Below are 18,070 nucleotides of genomic sequence, written 5' to 3' on the forward strand. Positions count from 1 at the left end.
TGGCGCTCCGATAGCCATCAATGGCGTTCGGAGCGCCATCTCCCCTCGGCGTGCGGTTGCCTGCCGGCGGTGGACGGGTGGCTCAGCCGTTGCCTTTCGCGCGGGCGAACGCCGCCGCCAGGGCGTTGTCGGCCGGCGGCGCGGCGGGCTTGTTCGGCTTGTTGAAGCCGCCCTGCCCGCGCCCACCGTCACGCCCACCGTCGCGGCGCGGGCCCTGCGGCGTGCGTGGCGTGGCGTGGCGTTCCTCGCGCGGCGCCTGCGGGGCGGGCGTGTCGTCCAGGCGTCGCGTCAACGCGATGCGCTTGCGCGGGATGTCCACCTCCAGCACGCGCACCTTGACGATGTCGCCGGCCTTCACCACCTCGCGCGGGTCCTTCACGTAGCGGTCGGCCAGCGCGGAGATGTGGATCAGGCCGTCCTGGTGCACGCCGATGTCGACGAATGCGCCGAACGCGGCCACGTTGCTGACCACGCCTTCCAGGATCATGCCGACCTTCAGGTCCTTCAGGTCCTCCACGCCATCGGCAAAGCGTGCGGCCTTGAACTCCGGGCGCGGATCGCGGCCGGGTTTTTCCAGTTCCTTCAGGATGTCGCGGATGGTCGGCACGCCGAACTTCTCGTCGGTGTACTGCTCGGCCTTCACGCTGCGCAGGAAGGCGGTGTCGCCGACGATCTGCTTCACCTGCCGGCCGCTGCCGGCCAGGATGCGTTCCACCACCGGATAAGCTTCCGGGTGCACCGACGAGGCATCCAGCGGCTCGTCGCCGTCGGCGATGCGCAGGAAGCCGGCGCACTGCTCGAAGGTCTTCTCGCCCAGCCGCGGCACGCCCAGCAGCGCCTTGCGCGTGCGGAAGGCACCGTGTTCGTCGCGGAAGCGCACGATGTTCTCGGCCACGCTGGACGACAGGCCGGACACGCGCGTGAGCAGCGCGGCCGAGGCGGTGTTGACGTCGACGCCGACGGCGTTCACGCAGTCCTCCACGCGCGCATCCAGCGCACGCGCCAGGCGGAACTGGTCCACGTCGTGCTGGTACTGGCCCACGCCGATCGCCTTGGGTTCGATCTTCACCAGCTCCGCCAGCGGATCCTGCAGGCGGCGCGCGATGGAGACCGCGCCGCGGATGCTGACGTCGAGGTCGGGGAATTCCTTCGATGCGAACTCGGAAGCGGAGTAGACCGAAGCGCCGGCTTCGCTGACGACGATCTTCTCCATCTTCAGCTCGGGCGCGAGCTTGATCAGCTCGCCGGCCAGCTTGTCGGTTTCGCGCGATGCGGTGCCGTTGCCGATGGCGATCAGGTCCACCTGGTGCTTCGCGCACAAGGCACGCAGCACATGCAGCGACGGGTCCCACTGGCGCTTGGGCTCATGCGGGTAGATGGTGGCGTGGTCGACCAGCTTGCCGGTGCGATCCACCACCGCGACCTTCACCCCGGTGCGCAGGCCAGGGTCCAGCCCGAGCACGGCCTTCGGCCCGGCGGGCGCGGCCAGCAGCAGGTCCTTGAGGTTGTCGCCGAACACGGCGATGGCCTCGGCTTCGGCCTTTTCGCGCGCCTGGTTGAACAGGTCCAGCAACAGGTGCATGTGCAGCTTGGCGCGCCAGGTCAGGCGGCAGGCATCCAGCAGCCACTTGTCGGCGGCACGGCCCTGCGCGGACACGCCGGCGTGCACGGCCACGCGGCCTTCGGCCTGCAGGTGGCCGGCCTCGGCCTCCATGCCCGGGTCGAGGTCGAGCAGCAGGATCTCTTCGCGGCGCGCGCGGAACAGCGCGAGCAGGCGGTGCGAGGGAATCTTCGCCAGCGATTCGGCGTGGTCGAAGTAGTCGCGGTACTTCGCGCCTTCGTTCTCCTTGCCGTCGGCGACCCGGGCACGGATGACACCGACTTCGGTCATCCATTCGCGCAGTTCGCCGACCAGCGCGGCGTTCTCGCCCCAGCGCTCCATCAGGATGGCGCGGGCACCTTCCAGCGCGGCCTTGGCATCGGCCACGCCCTTGTCGGCGTCGATGTAGGCGGCGGCCGCCGTCTCGGGTACCTGGGTGGGATCGGCCAGCAGGCTGTCGGCCAGCGGCTCCAGGCCGGCTTCACGCGCGATCTGCGCGCGCGTGCGGCGCTTGGGCTTGTACGGCAGGTAGAGGTCTTCCAGGCGGGCCTTGCTGTCGGCCGCTTCGATGTCGGCGCGCAGTTCGTCGGTCAGCTTGCCCTGTTCGTCGATGCTGGCCAGCACCGCGGCGCGGCGGTCTTCCAGTTCGCGCAGGTAGGTCAGGCGCACTTCCAGGTTGCGCAGCTGGGTGTCGTCCAGCCCGCCGGTGACTTCCTTGCGGTAGCGGGCGATGAAGGGAACCGTGGCGCCTTCGTCCAGCAGCGCGATGGCGGCCTTGGCCTGGGCGGGTTGCGCGCCGATCTCTGCGGCGATGGTGGTGGCGATGTGCAGCGCGAGCTTGGGATTACGGTCTTGCATTGCGTCCAGTCAGGCAGACCCGGCAGGCCGGGTGGGATGTCGATTGTGGCAACCCGCGGCCGGCGTGGGAACGGGTTGACAGCCACGTCGGTTCCCCTTCCGCCGCCGCAAAGAAAACGGGCCGCTTGCGCGGCCCGTCGGGTGTTGCGTGGTGATGGCTTACGAGCGCAGCGGCAGCACGCGGATCTCGACGCGACGGTTGAGCGCACGGCCCGCGTCGGTGTCGTTGCTGGCGACCGGGTAACGCTTGCCCATGCCGACGATCTCGAAGCGCTCGCGCTGCAGGCCCTGGCCGATCAGGTAGTTGCCTACCGACGAGGCGCGCTGTTCCGAAAGGCGCTGGTTGACTGCGTCGCTGCCGACGCTGTCGGTATGGCCACTGACTTCCACGATGGTCTGGTTGTACTCGCGCAGCGTGGAGGCCACGTTGTTGAGCGCCGGATAGAACTGCGACTTCAGGTCGGCCTTGCCGAAATCGAAGGTCACGCCATCGGGCAGGTTGAGCTTGATGACGTCGCCATCGCGGCTGACGTCGATGCCGGTACCGGCGGTCTGGCGCCGCAGTTCGGCTTCCTGCCGGTCCTGGTAGGCGCCGATGGAGCCGCCGGCGAGGCCGCCGACACCGATGCCGACCAGCGCACGCTGGCGCCGCTCGGTGGCGTCGCCACCGCTCAGCAGGCCCGCCACCGCGCCGATGCCGGCGCCGATCAGCGCACCGGTGCGCGTGCGGTTGGGGTCATTGGGGTCGGAGGTCTGGCCGGTGTAGCTGGCACAGCCGCCCAGCAGGGTCACGGTCAGCGCGGCCAGCGCGCCTGTCTTCAAGATCGTCTTCATGCATCCTCCTTGGTGGTCACAGCCCGATACGTTCGGGTTTGTTAAAGCCTAACCACCGAAATGTTCATAACCTGCGAGTTGCGCCCCGTTCATTCAGGCGCTGTCCGGTATCAGCGCCGTCGCGGAGGACGAATCCAGTGCGTGGTCCCAGTTGCCCATCAGGGCCAGGTAGAGGAGTTTTTCGAACTCGGGACCGAAGCGGCGGATCACCGCGTCGGGGTCGGGAATGAGCTTTGCGTCGGCAATCAGGCCGAAATGCACCCGGTTGTTGTAGCTCATGATGGAGATGCCCAGCCCGATGGAGCCGGTCTGCGGCACCCAGAACATCATCTCCCGCACCTGGCAGCCCCCCATGTACAGCGGTTGCTGCGGTCCGGGCACATTGGTCGCCACGGCGGTGGCCTTGCGGCTGAAAAGCTCCAGCGCGATGCCCTGCAGCGCGGCCGGCGCCATGCCCAGCGCGGCCAGCAGGCCGAAGGCGACGATGGCCTGGCGGGAATTCTTGAGGTTGTTCATGCACTCGGCGACGCGTTCCAGGCGCCGGACCGGGTTGGCCTCGCCCACCGGCAGGTCCAGGAACACCAGGCCGAAATGGTTGCCCAGCTTCTTGGCGTGTTCGAGCGGGCGCAGGTTGACCGGCACCGTCGCGCGCAGGGTGACGCCTTCCAGCTGTTCGCCACGCTCGATCATGTAGCTGCGCAGCGCGCCCGCGGCGGCAGCCATCAGCACGTCGTTGACCGTGCAGTCGCAGGCGCGGCCGACGGCCTTCACTTCATCCAGGTCGAGCGGCTCGGCCCAGGCGACCCGCTTGCTCACGCCCAGCCTGCCGCGCAGCATCGTCGGGGGATCGTCGGACAGTGCCAGCGCGTGCATCAGTTCGCGACCGATCTCGCCACCCTCCTTCGCCAGCACCGTGGCCAGCGTGGGGTCGCGGTACATCTCCATGCCCTTGCCCAGCACCTTGCCACCCAGCTGCATGTAGCGGTCGATGGCGCCGACGCGGCGCACGACCTCGACACCGTCCTTCTTCAGCCAGGCGGCGCGCAGTTCGCTGGACTTCTCGGGCTTGCGGGTGGTGTCGGTCAGCGACAGCAGCACCTGCACCAGCGCGATGCCGTCGGCGTAGCTGTGGTGGATGCGCGCCACCAGCGCCGACCCCGTGCCGTATTTCTCCACCAGGTGGAACTGCCACAGCGGCTTGGTCTTGTCCAAGGGCGTGGAAGCCATCTGGCTGGTGAAGCGTTCAAGCGCCTTCTTCTCCGAGCGCGGATCGTGGCGACCCGGCAGCGCGGAAAGGCGCACGTGCCAGTCCAGGTCGAAGTCGGCATCGGTCACCCAGGAGGCGCCGGCCGGCGTGTCGACCGCCTTCTGCAGGAAGCGCGGATAGGCGAGGAAGCGCTTGCGGATGACCTGCTTGAGCTTTTCCAGCGTCATCGGCTCGTCGAACATCAGGACGCCGGTGATCATCATCGGGTTGGTGGGGCGGCACATCCGCAACCAGGCGGTATCCACCCGCGACATCGCTTCACGGCGCGGCTTTCCAGGCGCTCTCTTCGTTGCCATGCTGCCCTCCCTCTCCTGCGCCGAGTGAAGCACGCGCCTGCGAAGGGCGTCAACGCGGCGGACCGTGAGCCGAGGTCAGTCGCCGCCGGTCTTGCGGTAGGCCTCCAGCGCCGCGTCGCGGCCGGCGGCCAGGTCCACGATGGGCATGCGCGGGTAGTCGGGCGCGACGCGCACCAGCACCGCCGGCTGCTGCCACGGCGCAAACCGCAGCGGCACCGGCAGCGCCGCCAGTTCCGGCACCCAGCGCGCGATGTAACGCCCGTCCTGGTCGAACTTCTGCGCCTGCGTCACCGGATTGAACACGCGGAAGTACGGTGCGGCGTCCGCGCCCGTGCCCGCGGTCCACTGCCAGCCCAGCGTGTTGCTGGCCAGGTCGGCATCCACCAGCGTGTCCCAGAACCAGCGCGCGCCATGCAGCCAGTGGAAGCGCAGGTGCTTGGTCAGGTAGCTGGCCACGATCATGCGCACGCGGTTGTGCATGTAGCCCGTGGTCCACAGCTCGCGCAGGCCGGCATCGACGATGGGCACGCCGGTGCGCCCGCGCTGCCAGGCATCCAGCAGCGCCGGCTGCGGGTTCGCCCACTCGAAGTGCTCGAAGCGCGGATTGAGGTTGCGGGTGGTGGTGTGCGGGAAGTGATGCAGCAGGTGATAGCCGAACTCGCGCCATCCCAGCTCGCGGATGTAGCCGTCCATGTCGGCGCTGTTGGCGGCGGTACGTACCTTTTCCAGCTCGTCGATGATGCGCCACGGCGCGATCTCGCCGAAGTGCAGGTGCGGCGAGAGGCGCGACGTGCCGACGCGATCGGTGCGGTCGCGGTCGCTGCGGTAGCCGCGCAACGCGCCGTCGATGAAGATGTCCAGGGCTTCGCGCGCGCCGGCGGCGCCAGGCTGCCAGGCCTCCCAGAAGCCGGCATCCCAGCCCAGCCGCGGGCGCAGGCCCAGCGCATCCAGCGATTCGCTCGCCAGCGCGCCGTCGACGGAAGGCAGTTGCCCCGGTGCATCCCAGGGCGCGGGCACGCGCCACTGTGCCAGCGCGGAGCGCCAGAACGGCGTGAACACCTTGTACGGCGTGTCCTGCTGGGTGGCCAGGTCCCACGGTTCGAACAGCAGCACGCCGTTGAAGCTTTCCACCTGCAGGCCGGCTTCGCGCAGCTGCTTCTTCAGGGCGGCATCGCGCGGCTGGGTGGCGGGTTCGTACTTGCGGTTCCAGAACACGGCCTCGGCGCCGGTCTCCTCCACCAGCGCCTGCAATGCGGCTGCGGTGGGTCCGTGACGCAGCACCAGCCGCGAACCGCGGCCGCGCAGATCGCTGTCGAGCGCCTGCAGCGAGCGATGCAGCCAGGCGTTGGAAGCGGCGCCGGGCGCCCAGTCGCCCTCTTCCCGGGGGCTGTGCACGTACACCGGTACCGGCGTGAAGCCGTCATCGAGCGCGGCACGGAGCGCGGGGTTGTCGTCCAGGCGCAGATCGTGGCGGAACCAGACAAGGGCGTGCGGCATGGAAGGACCCGGGAAGCGAGGACCCAAGCGTTACGCGGCCGGCGTGCCGATGGATGCAGCGTGTCCGCCGCTGTATTCGCGCGGGATGCGCTCGTTGAGCCCGGTGAGGATCTCGTAGGGAATGGTGCCGGCGGCCTGTGCGACCGCTTCGCAGGGAATGGCCGCCTCGCCCTGGCGACCGATCAGCACCACTTCGTCGCCGTTGTAGGCCGTGCCATGCGGCCCCACGTCCACCATGAACTGGTCCATGCACACGCGCCCGATGATCGGATGGCGGCCGCCGCGTACCAGCACTTCGCCGCGCGAGGACAGCGAACGCGGATAGCCATCGCCGTAGCCGATGGGCAGCGTGATGACGCGCGTGTCCTGCGCCGCCGTCCAGGTGGCGCCGTAGCTGACCGTGCGGCCCGCCTGCACCACCTTGAAGTACACCACCTTGGAGACCAGTGACAATGCAGGCTGCAGCACGACGGTGGCCTGCGATGCCGGATCGGGCAGCACGCCGTAGAGCGCGATGCCGGGCCGCACCATGTCCAGGCAGGTCTCGGGGAAATGCAGCACGCCACCGGAGTTGGCCAGGTGGCGAAGCGGCATCGGCGCGCCCAGCCGGTCGAAATGCTCGCATGCGGCCAGGAAGCGCTGGAGTTGCTCGCGCGTCATCGGCGACGCCGGGTCATCGGCGCAGGCCAGGTGCGAATAGACGCCCTTCACGATGCACCAGGGCGATGCCACGGCCGCCGCGATGAAGGCGGCGGACTTCTCGCTGTGCACGCCGATGCGCTCCATGCCGGTGTCCAGCTTCAGGTGGATCACCGCCTTGCGGCCGATGGATTCCGCCGCGTGCTCGACCTGCTTGAGCTTGTCGATCGAGGAGACCGTGACCTCCAGGTCATGGGTCAGGAACTGCGTCACCTGCGGCGCATGGATACCGCCCAGCACCAGGATCGGCACCGTGATGCCCGCGCGCCGCAGGGCGATGCCTTCTTCGACGAACGCCACGCCAAGCTGGGCGATGCCCTGCGCCTGCAGGTGCAGCGCCACCGGCACCAGCCCGTGGCCGTAGGCATTGGCTTTCACGATGCCCATCACCGGCACACCGGCATGACGCTGCAGTGCCCGCAGGTTGTGGCTCAGTGCGTCGAGGTCGACGCGGATGCGCGTGGGGCGGTCGTTTGCCTCGGTACGCGTGTGTGGGACTGACAAGGCGGCATCCACCGGAGTATCCATGCCGGGATTGTAGCGTTCGGCTTCCCGTTCAGGCCGGCCAGCGGGAAGGTGCGATAGGCTTGCGGCGGGTTCCAGGGATCGGCTCGGATGGCATTTCGCTCGCGATTCACCGTGATCACCCTTGTCGCCTCGTCGCCGCCGCCTTCGGCGTGTGGCGGTGGACAAGCACGCGGCCTGAAGCCGTCGCATCGCGATCCGGCGTTGCGTCTTCCACCCTTGCAAGCATCCCGATGACGGCATCGACACCGACATCGGCCGCCACCCCACCGGACCGGGTCGAAGCAGCGACGTCGACCGGCACAACCGAAGCGTCCCCTGCGCCGGCCACGGCACCCGGGACTAATCCTCCAGGCGCCCTCCGCGCCAGCGCACGGCCAAGCGCTCGCCCCCTGTCCGCGGAAGGCGAACGGAGGGTGGAGAAATTCCTGGCGGGTCTGCGGATCGCGAGCTCCGACGCGAGGGATTACGAGACGCTGGGCAGGTCGGAACCTGCGGACCCCGACTGGTCACCGCGGCTGGAGGCGCTGATCCAGCAGACGATCGAGCGTCACGCGCACGAGTTCGGACACCTGGAGATCAGCCGGCCCCGCTGCAGCAAGAGTCTGTGCATGCTGACGGCCGTGGCGACCACGCGGAACCCTCAGCAGCGGGCGCAGGCTGACTTCCAGCGCCTGGTCAGCCACTTGATGCAGGAACCCTGGTTCCGCGCGTCCTTCTTCGATGCCAGCACGACGATGGCGGGCGATGCGACCGGCGACGTGTACGTGAGCTACTTCATCCGCAAGTAGCGCCTACTCGAAACTGCCCACCGAGTCGTGGGCCAGGTTGTCGAAGCGGGTGTACTCACCGAAGAACTTGAGCTTGCACGAGCCGGTCGGGCCGGAGCGCTGCTTGCCGATGATGATCTCCGCCAGGCCTTTGTCGGGCGACGTTTCCTTGTTGTAGTAGTCGTCGCGGTAGATGAAGACGATCATGTCGGCGTCCTGCTCGATGGCGCCGGATTCGCGAAGGTCGGCCATCACGGGGCGCTTGTCGGTACGGGTTTCCAGCGAGCGGTTGAGCTGGGACAGTGCGATCACCGGCACGTTGAGTTCCTTCGCCAGGCCCTTGAGCGAGCGCGAGATCTCGGAGATTTCCGTGGCGCGGTTCTCGCTGTTGCCCGGCACCGACATCAGCTGCAGGTAGTCGATGACGATCAGGCCCAGGTCGTGCTCACGCTTCAGGCGCCGCGCCTTGGAGCGCAGTACTTCGGGGGACAGGCCGGGGGTGTCGTCGATGAAGATCTTGGTTTCCTTCAGCATGCGGATGGCGCCGGTCACGCGGCTCCAGTCCTCGTCCTCCAGCTGGCCGGTGCGCAGGCGGGTGGCGTTGACGCGGCCGTTGGACGAGATCAGGCGCAGTGCCAGCTGCGCGGCCGACATTTCCATCGAGAACACCGCGACGGCCTTCTTCGACTTGATGGCGGCGTACTCGGCCATGTTCAGCGCGAAGGTGGTCTTGCCCATGGCCGGACGCGCGGCCAGGATGATCAAGTCGGTGGGCTGCAGGCCCGCGGTCATCTCGTCGAACTCGGTATAGCCGGTGGGCAGGCCGGTGACGTTGCCGCCGTTCTCGAAGCGCGACTGCAGCACTTCGAAGGCGTCCTTCAACGCGGAATTCATCGCCACGAAATCGGTACGCCCGCGGGCGCCGGCTTCGGCGATGGCGAACACCTTCTGTTCCGCCACGGCCAGCAGTTCGTCGCTTTCCTTGCCCTCGGGCAGGAACGCATCGTTGACGATCTCGGTGCCGACTTCGATCAGCTGCCGCATCACCGCCTTGTCGCGCACGATCTCCGCATACGCGGTGATGTTGGCCGCCGACGGCGTGGTGCTGGCCAGTTCGATCAGGTAGGCGCCGCCGGCCACCAGTTCCATGTGGCCCTGCGATTCGAACCACTCGCCCAGCGTCACTGCGTCATACGGCCGGTTGCGCTCGGCCAGTTCGGTGATGGCGCGGTAGATCAGCTGGTGGTCGCGCCGGTAGAAGTCATTCTGCGTCAGCCGGTCGTTGATGCGGTCGTAGGCTTCCGGCGCCAGCATCAGCCCGCCCAGCACCGCCTGCTCGGCTTCGATGGAGTGCGGTGGCACGCGCAGTTGTTCGATGCGGGCGTCGTGGGGGTCGGAACGGAAACCGGAACGGGCGGGCATGGGCGTGGAAGATGTCCTGTAGAGCGGACGCGGCAGGGGCGCGGCGTGGGTGGAGCTGACAGACGATGGTAGTCGGCCGGGGGTGAGGACCGTTGCAGATAACCTTGTGGATAACCGGTGGGCATCTCACCTGCCGAGACGCACCCTACCCTTCGTCGGAACATGCGTTCGCACAAAACAGAACGGGCGCCTTGCGGCGCCCGTCCGGATGCAGCCTGGTCCGGTGAGGGATCAGGCTTCGGCGACCACGACCACCTTGACGGTGGTCTGCACGTCGGCATGCAGCTTCACGACGATGTCGTACTCGCCGATGTTGCGCAGTGCGCCTTCGCCCATGATGACTTCGCTCTTTTCCAGCGGCAGGCCGGCAGCGGTGAAGGCATCGGCGATGTCGCGCGGGCCGACCGAGCCGAACAGCTTGCCTTCGGTCGCGGCATTGGCCGAGATGGTGACGCTGGCGCCTTCCAGCTTGGCGGCGCGGCCTTCGGCGCCGTCATGCAGGGCCTTGGCCTTGGCTTCGTAGTCGGCGCGCTTGGCTTCGAACTCGGCGACGTTGGCGGCGGTGGCCGGCACGGCCTTGCCCTGCGGCACCAGGTAGTTGCGGCCGTAGCCCGGCTTGACGTTGACCTTGTCACCCAGGATGCCCAGGTTGGTCACTTTCTGCAGGAGAATCAGTTCCATGGTGTTGCTCCGTATTCGTTAGCAGGACTGGCCTGCAGCGATTGGCTGTCCGAATGACAGTTGAGGGTGTGGGGAGGCTCCCCTCGCGGGGAGCTCCGCATTACACGTCGTGGTTGTCCGTGTACGGGATCAGCGCCAGGAAACGGGCGCGCTTGACCGCGGCGGACAGCTGGCGCTGGTAGCGCGACTTGGTGCCGGTGACGCGGCTCGGCACGATCTTGCCGGTCTCGGTCAGGTACTGGCGCAGGGTGTTGAGATCCTTGTAGTCGATCTCTTTCACGCCTTCGGCGGTGAACTTGCAGAACTTGCGGCGGCGGAAGAACTTGGACATGGGGGTGCTCCTCAGGCGGCTTCGGCGGTGTCGGAATCGGTCGAGGCCTCGGGGGCGTCGCCTTCTTCGTCATCACGGCGACGGCGCTCGCCACGTTCGGGCTTGTCGCCCTTCTCGTCCTTGTTCTTCATGATCAGGGACTGCTCGGTATCCGGGCCATCGCGCTTGATGACCAGGTTGCGCAGCACCGCATCGTTGAAGCGGAAGCTTTCCACCAGCTCGCTCAGCACGGCCTGGTCGGCTTCGATGTTGAGCAGCACGTAGTGGGCCTTCACCAGGTTCTGGATCGGGTAGGCCAGCTGGCGGCGGCCCCAGTCTTCCAGGCGGTGGATCTTGCCGTTGCCTGCCTCGATCAGCGACTTGTAGCGCTCGATCATGGCCGGCACCTGCTCGCTCTGGTCCGGGTGGACCAGGAACACGACTTCATAGTGACGCATCGTTGTTTACCTTTCGGATGTGGGCCCGGCAGGCGGAATGCGCACCGGGCAGGACAGCCCCCCGACCACTCCGCGCGGGTACCGGCGGCGTGCGGTGGGGCAAGGACCCGCGGCCAGCAGGCCATCGGGAGCCGGAAATTATGTCAGGTCAGTGACTTAGGGGCAAGCCGGGACGAATTCGAGCCGCAAACCCGGGCCGGCGCCGGCCCTCCCCGCCCCTCAGGCCGCGTCGGCCGTGGTGGTGAAGCTCTCGCCGCAGCCGCATTCGGCGGCGGCGTTGGGGTTCTTGAACAGGAACGTCTCGCCCAGGCCCTGGCGGGCGAAGTCGATCTCGGTGCCATCGACGAGCGCCAGGCTGTCGGCATCCACGTAGATGCGCACGCCCTGGAAGTCGAACACCGTATCGCCCTCGCGCTGGTCACGGGCCAGGTCGGCCACGTGGCCCCAGCCCGAGCAGCCGGTGCGGGTCACGCCGAAACGCAGGCCCAGCGCACCCGGGGTCTGTTCGACGAAACGCTGCACGCGTTCCAGCGCAACCGGGGTGAGGGTGATGGCCATGCGGTGCTCCTGCGGGACAACTGGATTGGAATTATAGCGGGGCCACGCAGCGTGGGCCGCGCGGCTCTTGTAAACTCCGCGTTCCATTAATGTGTCTGATTACGGAAGGATTCAAGCCATGACGGTGGTAAGCGTCGAACATGCGCTGGCGGGCAGGCTCCCGGCTGGCGGCGAGGTCACGGTACGCGGCTGGGTGCGTACGCGACGCGACTCCAAGGCCGGCCTGTCCTTCGTGAACGTCAGTGACGGTTCCTGCTTCGCCGCCATCCAGGTGGTCGCGCCCAACACGCTGTCCAACTACGAAACCGAGATCAAGCACCTGACCGCCGGCTGCGCCGTGGTCGCCACCGGCACGCTGGTACCGTCGCAGGGCCAGGGCCAGAGCTTCGAGATCCAGGCCAGTGCGGTGGAAGTGGTCGGCTGGGTGGAAGACCCGGAGACCTATCCGATCCAGCCCAAGGCCCATTCGCTGGAGTTCCTGCGGGAAGTGGCCCACCTGCGCCCGCGCACCAACCTGTTCGGTGCGGTCACCCGCATCCGCAACTGCCTGGCCCAGGCCGCGCACCGCTTCTTCCACCAGAACGGCTTCTACTGGATCAGCACGCCCATCGTGACCACCTCCGATGCGGAGGGCGCGGGGCAGATGTTCCGCGTGTCCACGCTGGACCTGGCCAACCTGCCCCGCGGCAAGGATGGCGCGGTGGATTTCTCGCGCGATTTCTTCGGCAAGGAAACCTTCCTGACCGTGTCCGGCCAGCTCAATGCCGAGGCCTATGCACTGGCGCTGAGCAAGGTCTACACCTTCGGGCCGACGTTCCGGGCCGAGAACAGCAACACCACGCGCCACCTGGCCGAGTTCTGGATGATCGAGCCGGAGGTCGCCTTCAACGACCTGGCCGCGAACGCGCAGCTGGCCGAGGACTTCCTGAAGTACATGTTCCGCGCCGTGCTGGATGAGCGCGGCGACGACCTGGCCTTCATCGCCGAGCGCGTGCAGCCCGACGCGATCACCCGCCTGGAAGCCTTCGTCAACGCGCCGTTCGAGCGCATCGACTACACCGATGCCATCGGCCTGCTGCAGAAGTCGGGCCACAAGTTCGAGTTCCCGGTGGAATGGGGCCTGGACCTGCAGACCGAGCACGAGCGCTGGCTGACCGAGCAGCACGTCGGCCGCCCGGTGGTGGTGACCAACTATCCCGAGCACATCAAGGCCTTCTACATGCGCCTGAACGACGACGGCAAGACCGTCGCCGCGATGGACGTGCTGGCCCCCGGCATCGGCGAGATCATCGGCGGCAGCCAGCGCGAGGAGCGCCTGGACATCCTGGACGCGCGCATGGCGCAGTTCGGCCTGGATCCCGCGCACTACGGCTGGTACCGCGACTTCCGCCGCTACGGCACCGTCCCGCATGCGGGCTTCGGCCTGGGCTTCGAGCGCCTGGTGGTGTACGTCTGCGGGCTGGGCAACATCCGCGACGCGATCCCCTACCCGCGCGCACCGGGCAACGCGGAGTTCTGATCGATGCTGTTGTTCTTCGCCCTTTGCTTCATCGGCATCGCCATCGCCGGGTTCTGCGCATTCGTGATCTTCTGGCCGCTGACGCTGGTGCACATCCGTGACCGCCATGCCGCACTGGGTGCGCAATGGGGCGAAGGCGGCGCCTTCCTCAAGCCGGCGGCGCTGCGCTGGCTGCTGGGCGGTGGCTATCGTCGGATCTCCGACAGCTCGCTGTCGGGCCTGGCGACGCCGGCGCGGATCTCGCTGTACGTGATCTTCCTCGGGCTGGGCATGGCCGGGATGTTGTGGCTGTGGGCCGAGGCGTTGGGATGAGCGAGCACGTGAGCGAACATTGGTACCTGGCTTCACTGGGCCGCACCCTGATCTGGGCGCGCCTGCGCACCCTTGAAGCGGGCACGGCCGAAGTGCTGGACAGCGATGGGCATACCCTGCCCTACGACAGCGAAGACACGGCGCGTGCCGCCCTGTTCGACGCCGAATTCGTCGCGTGGGACGGCCTGGACGAAGAGGATGCGCTCGCGCGCGGGTTTTCCCTTCAGGACGTGTCGCCGCCCCACGCCGACAGCGATGACATGCTGCGGGCGATGATGGTGCAGTCGCTGGGCGCGCGCGCCTGAGCCCCGCGCCTTGTACACGCCACGCGCGTTCGTCGAAACCGACCTGGCCGAACTGGACCGGCTGATCGCGCGCGACGCGTTCGTCACGCTGGTCACCGTCGCCGACGGACTGCCTTTCGTCAGCCACCTGCCCGTGCTGTATGCGCGGGAAGGCGACCAGGTACTGATCGAAGGCCACTGGGCCCGGCCCAACCCGCAGGCCCGGCATGCCGGCAGCGCGCTGGTGATCGTGCATGGCCCGCATGCGTACCTGTCGCCCGGCTGGTATCCGGACAAGGAGGAAGCCGCGCGCGTGCCCACGTGGAACTACGCGGTGGCGCACCTGCACGGCACGCTGGAGATCACCGAAGAGACCGGCGCCCTGGCGGGTATCGTGGATCGGCTGAGCCGCGTGAACGAAGCGTCCGTCGGCAACGACTGGCGGTTCGAACACGACCGCGATGACCACGTGCGCCAGCTGCGGGGCATCGTCGGCTTCCGCTTCGTCCCCGACCGCATCGAACTGAAGTTCAAGCTCAGCCAGAACCACCCGGCGGCCAACGTGGCCTCTGCCGCGGGCGCCCTGCAGCAGCTCGGCGGTGAGGACAACCTGGCGGTGGCCAGCCTGATGCGCGAGCGTCTGGAGCGCCGCAAGGACGGCGTGGGAGCGACTTAAGTCGCGGCGGGATTTCGGCCCTTCGGGTTTGCCGGGAAAGCATCGCGACTTACGTCGCTCCCACAGGGCTACACTCGACGCCCTGTCTTTCCGGGAACGATGCATGGACCTCAATCTTGCCGGCCGCCACGCACTGGTCTGTGGCGCTTCAGAAGGCATCGGGCGCGCCGCGGCGCACGAACTGGCCCTGCTGGGCGCCGATGTCACCGTGCTGGCGCGCCGTGTCGATGTGCTGTCCGGCGTGGCCGCTGCGTTGCCGGTGGTGGCTGACGGCCAGCGGCACGGCTTCCGCGCGGCGGACGTTTCGCGGCACGACCAGCTGCGCGAAACGATCCAGGGCCTGGTGGCCGCGCAGCCGGTGGACATCCTGGTCAACAACACCGGCGGCCCTGCCGGTGGACGCGCCATCGACGCGGCTGCGGACGCCTACCTGTCCGCCTTCCATCACCACCTGCTGGCCAACCAGCTGCTTGCACAGGCCGTGGTCCCGGGCATGCAGGCCGCCGGCTGGGGGCGCATCGTCAACGTCATCTCCACGTCGGTGAAGGAACCCATCGCCAACCTCGGCGTGTCCAATACCATCCGTGGCGCGGTGGCCAGCTGGGCGAAGACGCTGTCGCGCGAACTGGGTGGCGCCGGCATCACCGTCAACAACGTGCTTCCCGGCTATACGCGCACGCAGCGACTGGAACAGATCCTGCGCGACCGGGTGCAGCAGACAGGCAAGGATGAGGCCGCCGTCGCCACCGCGATGCTGTCGACCGTGCCTGCAGGCCGGTTCGCCGAGGCCGGCGAAGTCGCCGCCGCCATCGCCTTCCTCGCCTCGCCCGCCGCCAGCTACATCAATGGGGTCAGCCTGGCGGTGGATGGTGGCCGCATGCAGTCGATCTGAGCGGTCGCCATGCGCTACCGCGAGGGGGGCTTGCCAATGCGGGTAAGCTAGTCGGGTACCAGGGCTACCGGGATCCGACGCGGCAGATGGAACGTTTCAGCCACTTCATCGACGGCGAAATGACCGCTCCGGTCGGCGGCGGCTGGCGCACGGTGTTCGAACCTGCGACCGCCGGCGCCTATGCCCAGGTCGCCGACGGCGGCGAAGCGGAAGTGCAGAAGGCGGTGGAGGCTGCAAGCCGCGCCCTGCCCGCCTGGGCATCCCTGCCCAACTCCGAGCGCGCGCGCTGGCTGGAGAAGCTGGCACACGCACTGGAAGACCAGTTGGCGCAGTTCGCGCGCGCGGAATCGCGCGATGCCGGCAAGCCACTGGCGCTCGCGCGCGACATCGAGATCCCGCGTGCGGTTTCCAACCTGCGCTTCTTCGCGCACGCCGCCACCCAGTTTTCCAGCGAATCGCACCATGGCGAAGCCGGGCTCAACTACACCCTGCGGCCGCCGCTGGGCGTGGTGGCCGCCATCTCGCCCTGGAACCTGCCGCTCTATCTGTTCACCTGGAAGATCGCGCCAGCCCTGGCGGCGGGCAACACCGTGGTCGCCAAGCCTTCCGAGATCACCCCGGCCACCGCCACGATGCTGGGCGAACTGGCCGCGCGCATCGGCTTCCCGCGTGGGGTGCTGAACATCGTCCATGGCACCGGCCCCGCGGTCGGCGAGCCGCTGGTGCTGCATCCGGCGGTGAAGGCCGTATCGTTCACCGGCAGCACCGCGGTCGGGCGCCGCATCGCCGGTCTGGCCGCGCCCCTGCTCAAGAAGGTGTCACTGGAGCTGGGCGGCAAGAACGCCACGCTGGTGTTCGCCAACAGCGACTGGCGCGCGAACCTGGACACGCTGCTGCGCTCGGCGTTCCAGAATGCCGGTCAGATCTGCCTGTGCGGTTCGCGCCTGCTGGTGCAGCAGGCCATCCACGACGAATTCCGCGACGCCCTGCTCGAGCGCGCTGCCACCCTGCAGGCGGGCGACCTGGACGACCCGGCCACGCGACTGGGGCCGATGGTGTCGCAGGCCCACTTCGACAAGGTGCTTGCCTGCATCGAGCGCGCCCGCAAGGAAGGCGGGCGCATCCTGCTCGGCGGACATGCGCTCGACCGGCCGGGCTGGTACATCGCTCCGACGGTCATCGACGGGCTGGGGCCCGAGGCGCCCACCAACCGCGAAGAGATCTTCGGGCCGGTGGTGACGCTGCAGCCTTTCGACGACGAGACCCACGCGCTGGCCCTCGCCAACAGCGGCGACTATGGCCTCGCGGCCACCGTCTGGACGCGCGACCTGGACCGCGCACATCGCGTGGCGGCGCAGTTGCGCGCCGGCATCGTCTGGGTCAACACCTGGATGACCCGCGACCTGCGCACGCCGTTCGGCGGCGTGGGCGCCTCCGGCCTCGGCCGCGAAGGTGGGCTGGAAGCCATGCGTTTCTTCACCGAACCCAAGAACATCTGCCTCGGCCTGCGATAATCCCCTCATGACGCATCTAGACGAACTGCTTCAGAACAACCGCGACTGGGCCGACCGCATCAAGCAGGAGGACCCGGGCTTCTTCAAGCGCCTTTCACAGCAACAATCGCCGCGCTACCTGTGGATCGGGTGTTCCGATTCGCGCGTGCCGGCCAACCAGATCCTCGGCCTGGACCCGGGCGAGGTCTTCGTCCACCGCAACATCGCCAACGTCATGTCGCATGGCGACCTCAACGCGCTGTCGGTGGTGCAGTTCGCCGTCGACATCCTGAAGGTCGAACACATCCTGCTGGTCGGCCACTACGGCTGTGGCGGCGTGCACGCGGCGATGACTGGCCTGCGCGTTGGCCTGGCCGACAACTGGCTGCGCCATGTGGCGGACGTGGCGCTCAAGCATGCCGACCTGCTGGAGCAGGTGGACACCGAATCGCTGCGGCATGCACGGCTGTGCGAGCTCAACGTCATCGAACAGGTCTTCAACGTCTGCCAGACCACCGTCGTGCAGGACGCCTGGGCGCGTGGCCAGCCGCTGGCGGTGCACGGCTGGGTATACAGCCTCTTCGACGGCCGCGTGCGCGAGCTGGGCATGGACGTGGCTGCCGCTGACGAACTGCAACCTGCCTACCAGCGCGCCCTGGCCGGCGTGCCGCCGAAGGGGAAGCGTGATGAGTGACATCGTCCACGCCGGCGATGCGCCCAAGCCGGTCGGCCACTATCCGCATGCGCGGCGCGTGGGCGGCCTGCTGTTCCTGTCCGGGATAGGCCCGCGCGACCCCGCCAGCAACGCCATCGTCGGCAACGTGCACGACGCCGAGGGCCACCTGATCAGCTACGACATCGATGCGCAGTGCCGTGCGGTGTTCGCCAACGTCCGCGCCGTGCTGAAAGCCAGCGGTGCGCGCTGGGAAGACCTGGTGGACGTGACGGTCTACCTCACCGACATGGCGCACGACTTCAAGGCGTACAACCGGGTGTGGACGGAGTATTTCCCCGACCCGGCCGCCGCGCCCTGCCGCACCACGCTGGGCATCACCGCGCTGCCGACGCCGATCGCGATCGAGCTGAAATGCATCGCGCACCTGCCCGAGGCCCGCTGAC

At 68.0% G+C, this 18,070-nt stretch carries 18 protein-coding genes and 1 pseudogene; 9 read left to right on the forward strand and 10 right to left on the reverse strand.

Features of this window, described 5'->3' with window-relative positions; genetic code table 11:
• Positions 1 to 82: 82 nt before the first annotated feature.
• From OVA13_RS05035 to alr, 5 genes and pseudogenes are all read right to left on the reverse strand, one after another.
• A complete protein-coding gene (locus tag OVA13_RS05035; protein ID WP_267792702.1) occupies positions 83 to 2,458 on the reverse strand; it encodes a Tex family protein in 2,376 nt (791 codons plus the stop codon).
• Positions 2,459 to 2,617: 159 nt separating this feature from the next.
• Positions 2,618 to 3,190, reverse strand: a pseudogene (locus tag OVA13_RS05040) (OmpA family protein); the annotation flags it as partial.
• A 195-nt stretch (positions 3,191 to 3,385) separates the two neighbouring features.
• Entirely contained in the window at positions 3,386 to 4,855 is a 1,470-nt protein-coding gene (locus OVA13_RS05045) for a WS/DGAT/MGAT family O-acyltransferase (protein ID WP_267792704.1), read from the reverse strand.
• 75 nt (positions 4,856 to 4,930) lie between these two features.
• A complete protein-coding gene (locus tag OVA13_RS05050) occupies positions 4,931 to 6,352 on the reverse strand; it encodes a cryptochrome/photolyase family protein (RefSeq protein ID WP_267792705.1) in 1,422 nt (473 codons plus the stop codon).
• Between the two features lie 30 nt (positions 6,353 to 6,382).
• Entirely contained in the window at positions 6,383 to 7,555 is a 1,173-nt protein-coding gene (alr, locus tag OVA13_RS05055) for an alanine racemase (protein WP_267792706.1), read from the reverse strand.
• Between the two features lie 437 nt (positions 7,556 to 7,992).
• Here alr and OVA13_RS05060 point away from each other — a divergent pair, with 437 nt between their 5' ends.
• Positions 7,993 to 8,367 (forward strand): hypothetical protein, encoded by a 375-nt coding sequence (locus tag OVA13_RS05060; RefSeq protein WP_267792707.1) that lies wholly within the window; start codon positions 7,993 to 7,995, stop codon positions 8,365 to 8,367.
• A 3-nt stretch (positions 8,368 to 8,370) separates the two neighbouring features.
• On the opposite strand, the gene OVA13_RS05065 is transcribed toward OVA13_RS05060, so the two are convergent.
• The 5 genes from OVA13_RS05065 to OVA13_RS05085 all read right to left on the reverse strand — a co-directional run bounded on the left by OVA13_RS05065 (position 8,371) and on the right by OVA13_RS05085 (position 11,775).
• Complete coding sequence (locus tag OVA13_RS05065) at positions 8,371 to 9,768, reverse strand: replicative DNA helicase (RefSeq protein ID WP_267792708.1); 1,398 nt, start codon at positions 9,766 to 9,768, stop codon at positions 8,371 to 8,373.
• A gap of 231 nt (positions 9,769 to 9,999) precedes the next feature.
• A complete protein-coding gene (gene rplI / locus OVA13_RS05070; RefSeq protein ID WP_267792709.1) occupies positions 10,000 to 10,449 on the reverse strand; it encodes a 50S ribosomal protein L9 in 450 nt (149 codons plus the stop codon).
• A gap of 100 nt (positions 10,450 to 10,549) precedes the next feature.
• A complete protein-coding gene (gene rpsR, locus OVA13_RS05075; RefSeq protein ID WP_267792710.1) occupies positions 10,550 to 10,780 on the reverse strand; it encodes a 30S ribosomal protein S18 in 231 nt (76 codons plus the stop codon).
• 11 nt (positions 10,781 to 10,791) lie between these two features.
• Positions 10,792 to 11,217, reverse strand: a complete 426-nt coding sequence (gene rpsF / locus OVA13_RS05080) for a 30S ribosomal protein S6 (protein WP_267792711.1) — start codon at positions 11,215 to 11,217, stop codon at positions 10,792 to 10,794.
• Positions 11,218 to 11,436: 219 nt separating this feature from the next.
• Positions 11,437 to 11,775, reverse strand: coding sequence for a HesB/IscA family protein (locus OVA13_RS05085; RefSeq protein WP_267792712.1), 339 nt, complete (start codon positions 11,773 to 11,775; stop codon positions 11,437 to 11,439).
• Positions 11,776 to 11,893: 118 nt separating this feature from the next.
• On the opposite strand from OVA13_RS05085, the gene asnS reads away from it, so the two are divergent.
• The 8 genes from asnS to OVA13_RS05125 all read left to right on the forward strand — a co-directional run bounded on the left by asnS (position 11,894) and on the right by OVA13_RS05125 (position 18,069).
• Complete coding sequence (gene asnS / locus OVA13_RS05090) at positions 11,894 to 13,294, forward strand: asparagine--tRNA ligase (RefSeq protein ID WP_267792713.1); 1,401 nt, start codon at positions 11,894 to 11,896, stop codon at positions 13,292 to 13,294.
• Positions 13,295 to 13,297: 3 nt separating this feature from the next.
• Positions 13,298 to 13,606, forward strand: a complete 309-nt coding sequence (locus tag OVA13_RS05095; RefSeq protein ID WP_267792714.1) for a hypothetical protein — start codon at positions 13,298 to 13,300, stop codon at positions 13,604 to 13,606.
• Complete coding sequence (locus OVA13_RS05100) at positions 13,603 to 13,911, forward strand: hypothetical protein (RefSeq protein ID WP_267792715.1); 309 nt, start codon at positions 13,603 to 13,605, stop codon at positions 13,909 to 13,911. The genes OVA13_RS05095 and OVA13_RS05100 overlap by 4 nt, the downstream gene beginning before the upstream one ends.
• Before the next feature lie 10 nt (positions 13,912 to 13,921).
• Positions 13,922 to 14,566 carry an FMN-binding negative transcriptional regulator gene (locus OVA13_RS05105; protein ID WP_267792716.1) on the forward strand — a complete coding sequence of 215 codons (645 nt, stop codon included), beginning with the start codon at positions 13,922 to 13,924 and terminating at the stop codon, positions 14,564 to 14,566.
• Between the two features lie 103 nt (positions 14,567 to 14,669).
• The gene (locus OVA13_RS05110; RefSeq protein WP_267792717.1) at positions 14,670 to 15,458 is read left to right on the forward strand and encodes an SDR family oxidoreductase; all 789 of its coding nucleotides are present in this window, start codon (positions 14,670 to 14,672) and stop codon (positions 15,456 to 15,458) included.
• An 86-nt stretch (positions 15,459 to 15,544) separates the two neighbouring features.
• Positions 15,545 to 16,972 carry an aldehyde dehydrogenase gene (locus tag OVA13_RS05115; protein WP_267792718.1) on the forward strand — a complete coding sequence of 476 codons (1,428 nt, stop codon included), beginning with the start codon at positions 15,545 to 15,547 and terminating at the stop codon, positions 16,970 to 16,972.
• Positions 16,973 to 16,979: 7 nt separating this feature from the next.
• Positions 16,980 to 17,645 carry a carbonate dehydratase gene (can, locus tag OVA13_RS05120; RefSeq protein ID WP_267792719.1) on the forward strand — a complete coding sequence of 222 codons (666 nt, stop codon included), beginning with the start codon at positions 16,980 to 16,982 and terminating at the stop codon, positions 17,643 to 17,645.
• The gene (locus OVA13_RS05125; protein ID WP_267792720.1) at positions 17,638 to 18,069 is read left to right on the forward strand and encodes a RidA family protein; all 432 of its coding nucleotides are present in this window, start codon (positions 17,638 to 17,640) and stop codon (positions 18,067 to 18,069) included. Before can ends, OVA13_RS05125 begins: the two co-directional genes overlap by 8 nt.
• The last annotated feature ends 1 nt before the right edge of the window (position 18,070 follow it).

This window comes from Pseudoxanthomonas sp. SL93 (assembly GCF_026625825.1).
Classification (GTDB): Bacteria; Pseudomonadota; Gammaproteobacteria; order Xanthomonadales; family Xanthomonadaceae; genus Pseudoxanthomonas_A.

Coding starts and splice junctions, on each gene's coding strand:
- OVA13_RS05035 (WP_267792702.1), bottom strand. CDS start 2,458: ATGCAAGACCGTAATCCCAAGCTCGCGCTGCACATCGCCACCACCATC.
- OVA13_RS05045 (WP_267792704.1), bottom strand. CDS start 4,855: ATGGCAACGAAGAGAGCGCCTGGAAAGCCGCGCCGTGAAGCGATGTCG.
- OVA13_RS05050 (WP_267792705.1), bottom strand. CDS start 6,352: ATGCCGCACGCCCTTGTCTGGTTCCGCCACGATCTGCGCCTGGACGAC.
- OVA13_RS05065 (WP_267792708.1), bottom strand. CDS start 9,768: ATGCCCGCCCGTTCCGGTTTCCGTTCCGACCCCCACGACGCCCGCATC.
- rplI (WP_267792709.1), bottom strand. CDS start 10,449: ATGGAACTGATTCTCCTGCAGAAAGTGACCAACCTGGGCATCCTGGGT.
- rpsR (WP_267792710.1), bottom strand. CDS start 10,780: ATGTCCAAGTTCTTCCGCCGCCGCAAGTTCTGCAAGTTCACCGCCGAA.
- rpsF (WP_267792711.1), bottom strand. CDS start 11,217: ATGCGTCACTATGAAGTCGTGTTCCTGGTCCACCCGGACCAGAGCGAG.
- OVA13_RS05085 (WP_267792712.1), bottom strand. CDS start 11,775: ATGGCCATCACCCTCACCCCGGTTGCGCTGGAACGCGTGCAGCGTTTC.
- asnS (WP_267792713.1), top strand. CDS start 11,894: ATGACGGTGGTAAGCGTCGAACATGCGCTGGCGGGCAGGCTCCCGGCT.
- OVA13_RS05095 (WP_267792714.1), top strand. CDS start 13,298: ATGCTGTTGTTCTTCGCCCTTTGCTTCATCGGCATCGCCATCGCCGGG.
- OVA13_RS05100 (WP_267792715.1), top strand. CDS start 13,603: ATGAGCGAGCACGTGAGCGAACATTGGTACCTGGCTTCACTGGGCCGC.
- OVA13_RS05110 (WP_267792717.1), top strand. CDS start 14,670: ATGGACCTCAATCTTGCCGGCCGCCACGCACTGGTCTGTGGCGCTTCA.
- OVA13_RS05115 (WP_267792718.1), top strand. CDS start 15,545: ATGGAACGTTTCAGCCACTTCATCGACGGCGAAATGACCGCTCCGGTC.
- can (WP_267792719.1), top strand. CDS start 16,980: ATGACGCATCTAGACGAACTGCTTCAGAACAACCGCGACTGGGCCGAC.
- OVA13_RS05125 (WP_267792720.1), top strand. CDS start 17,638: ATGAGTGACATCGTCCACGCCGGCGATGCGCCCAAGCCGGTCGGCCAC.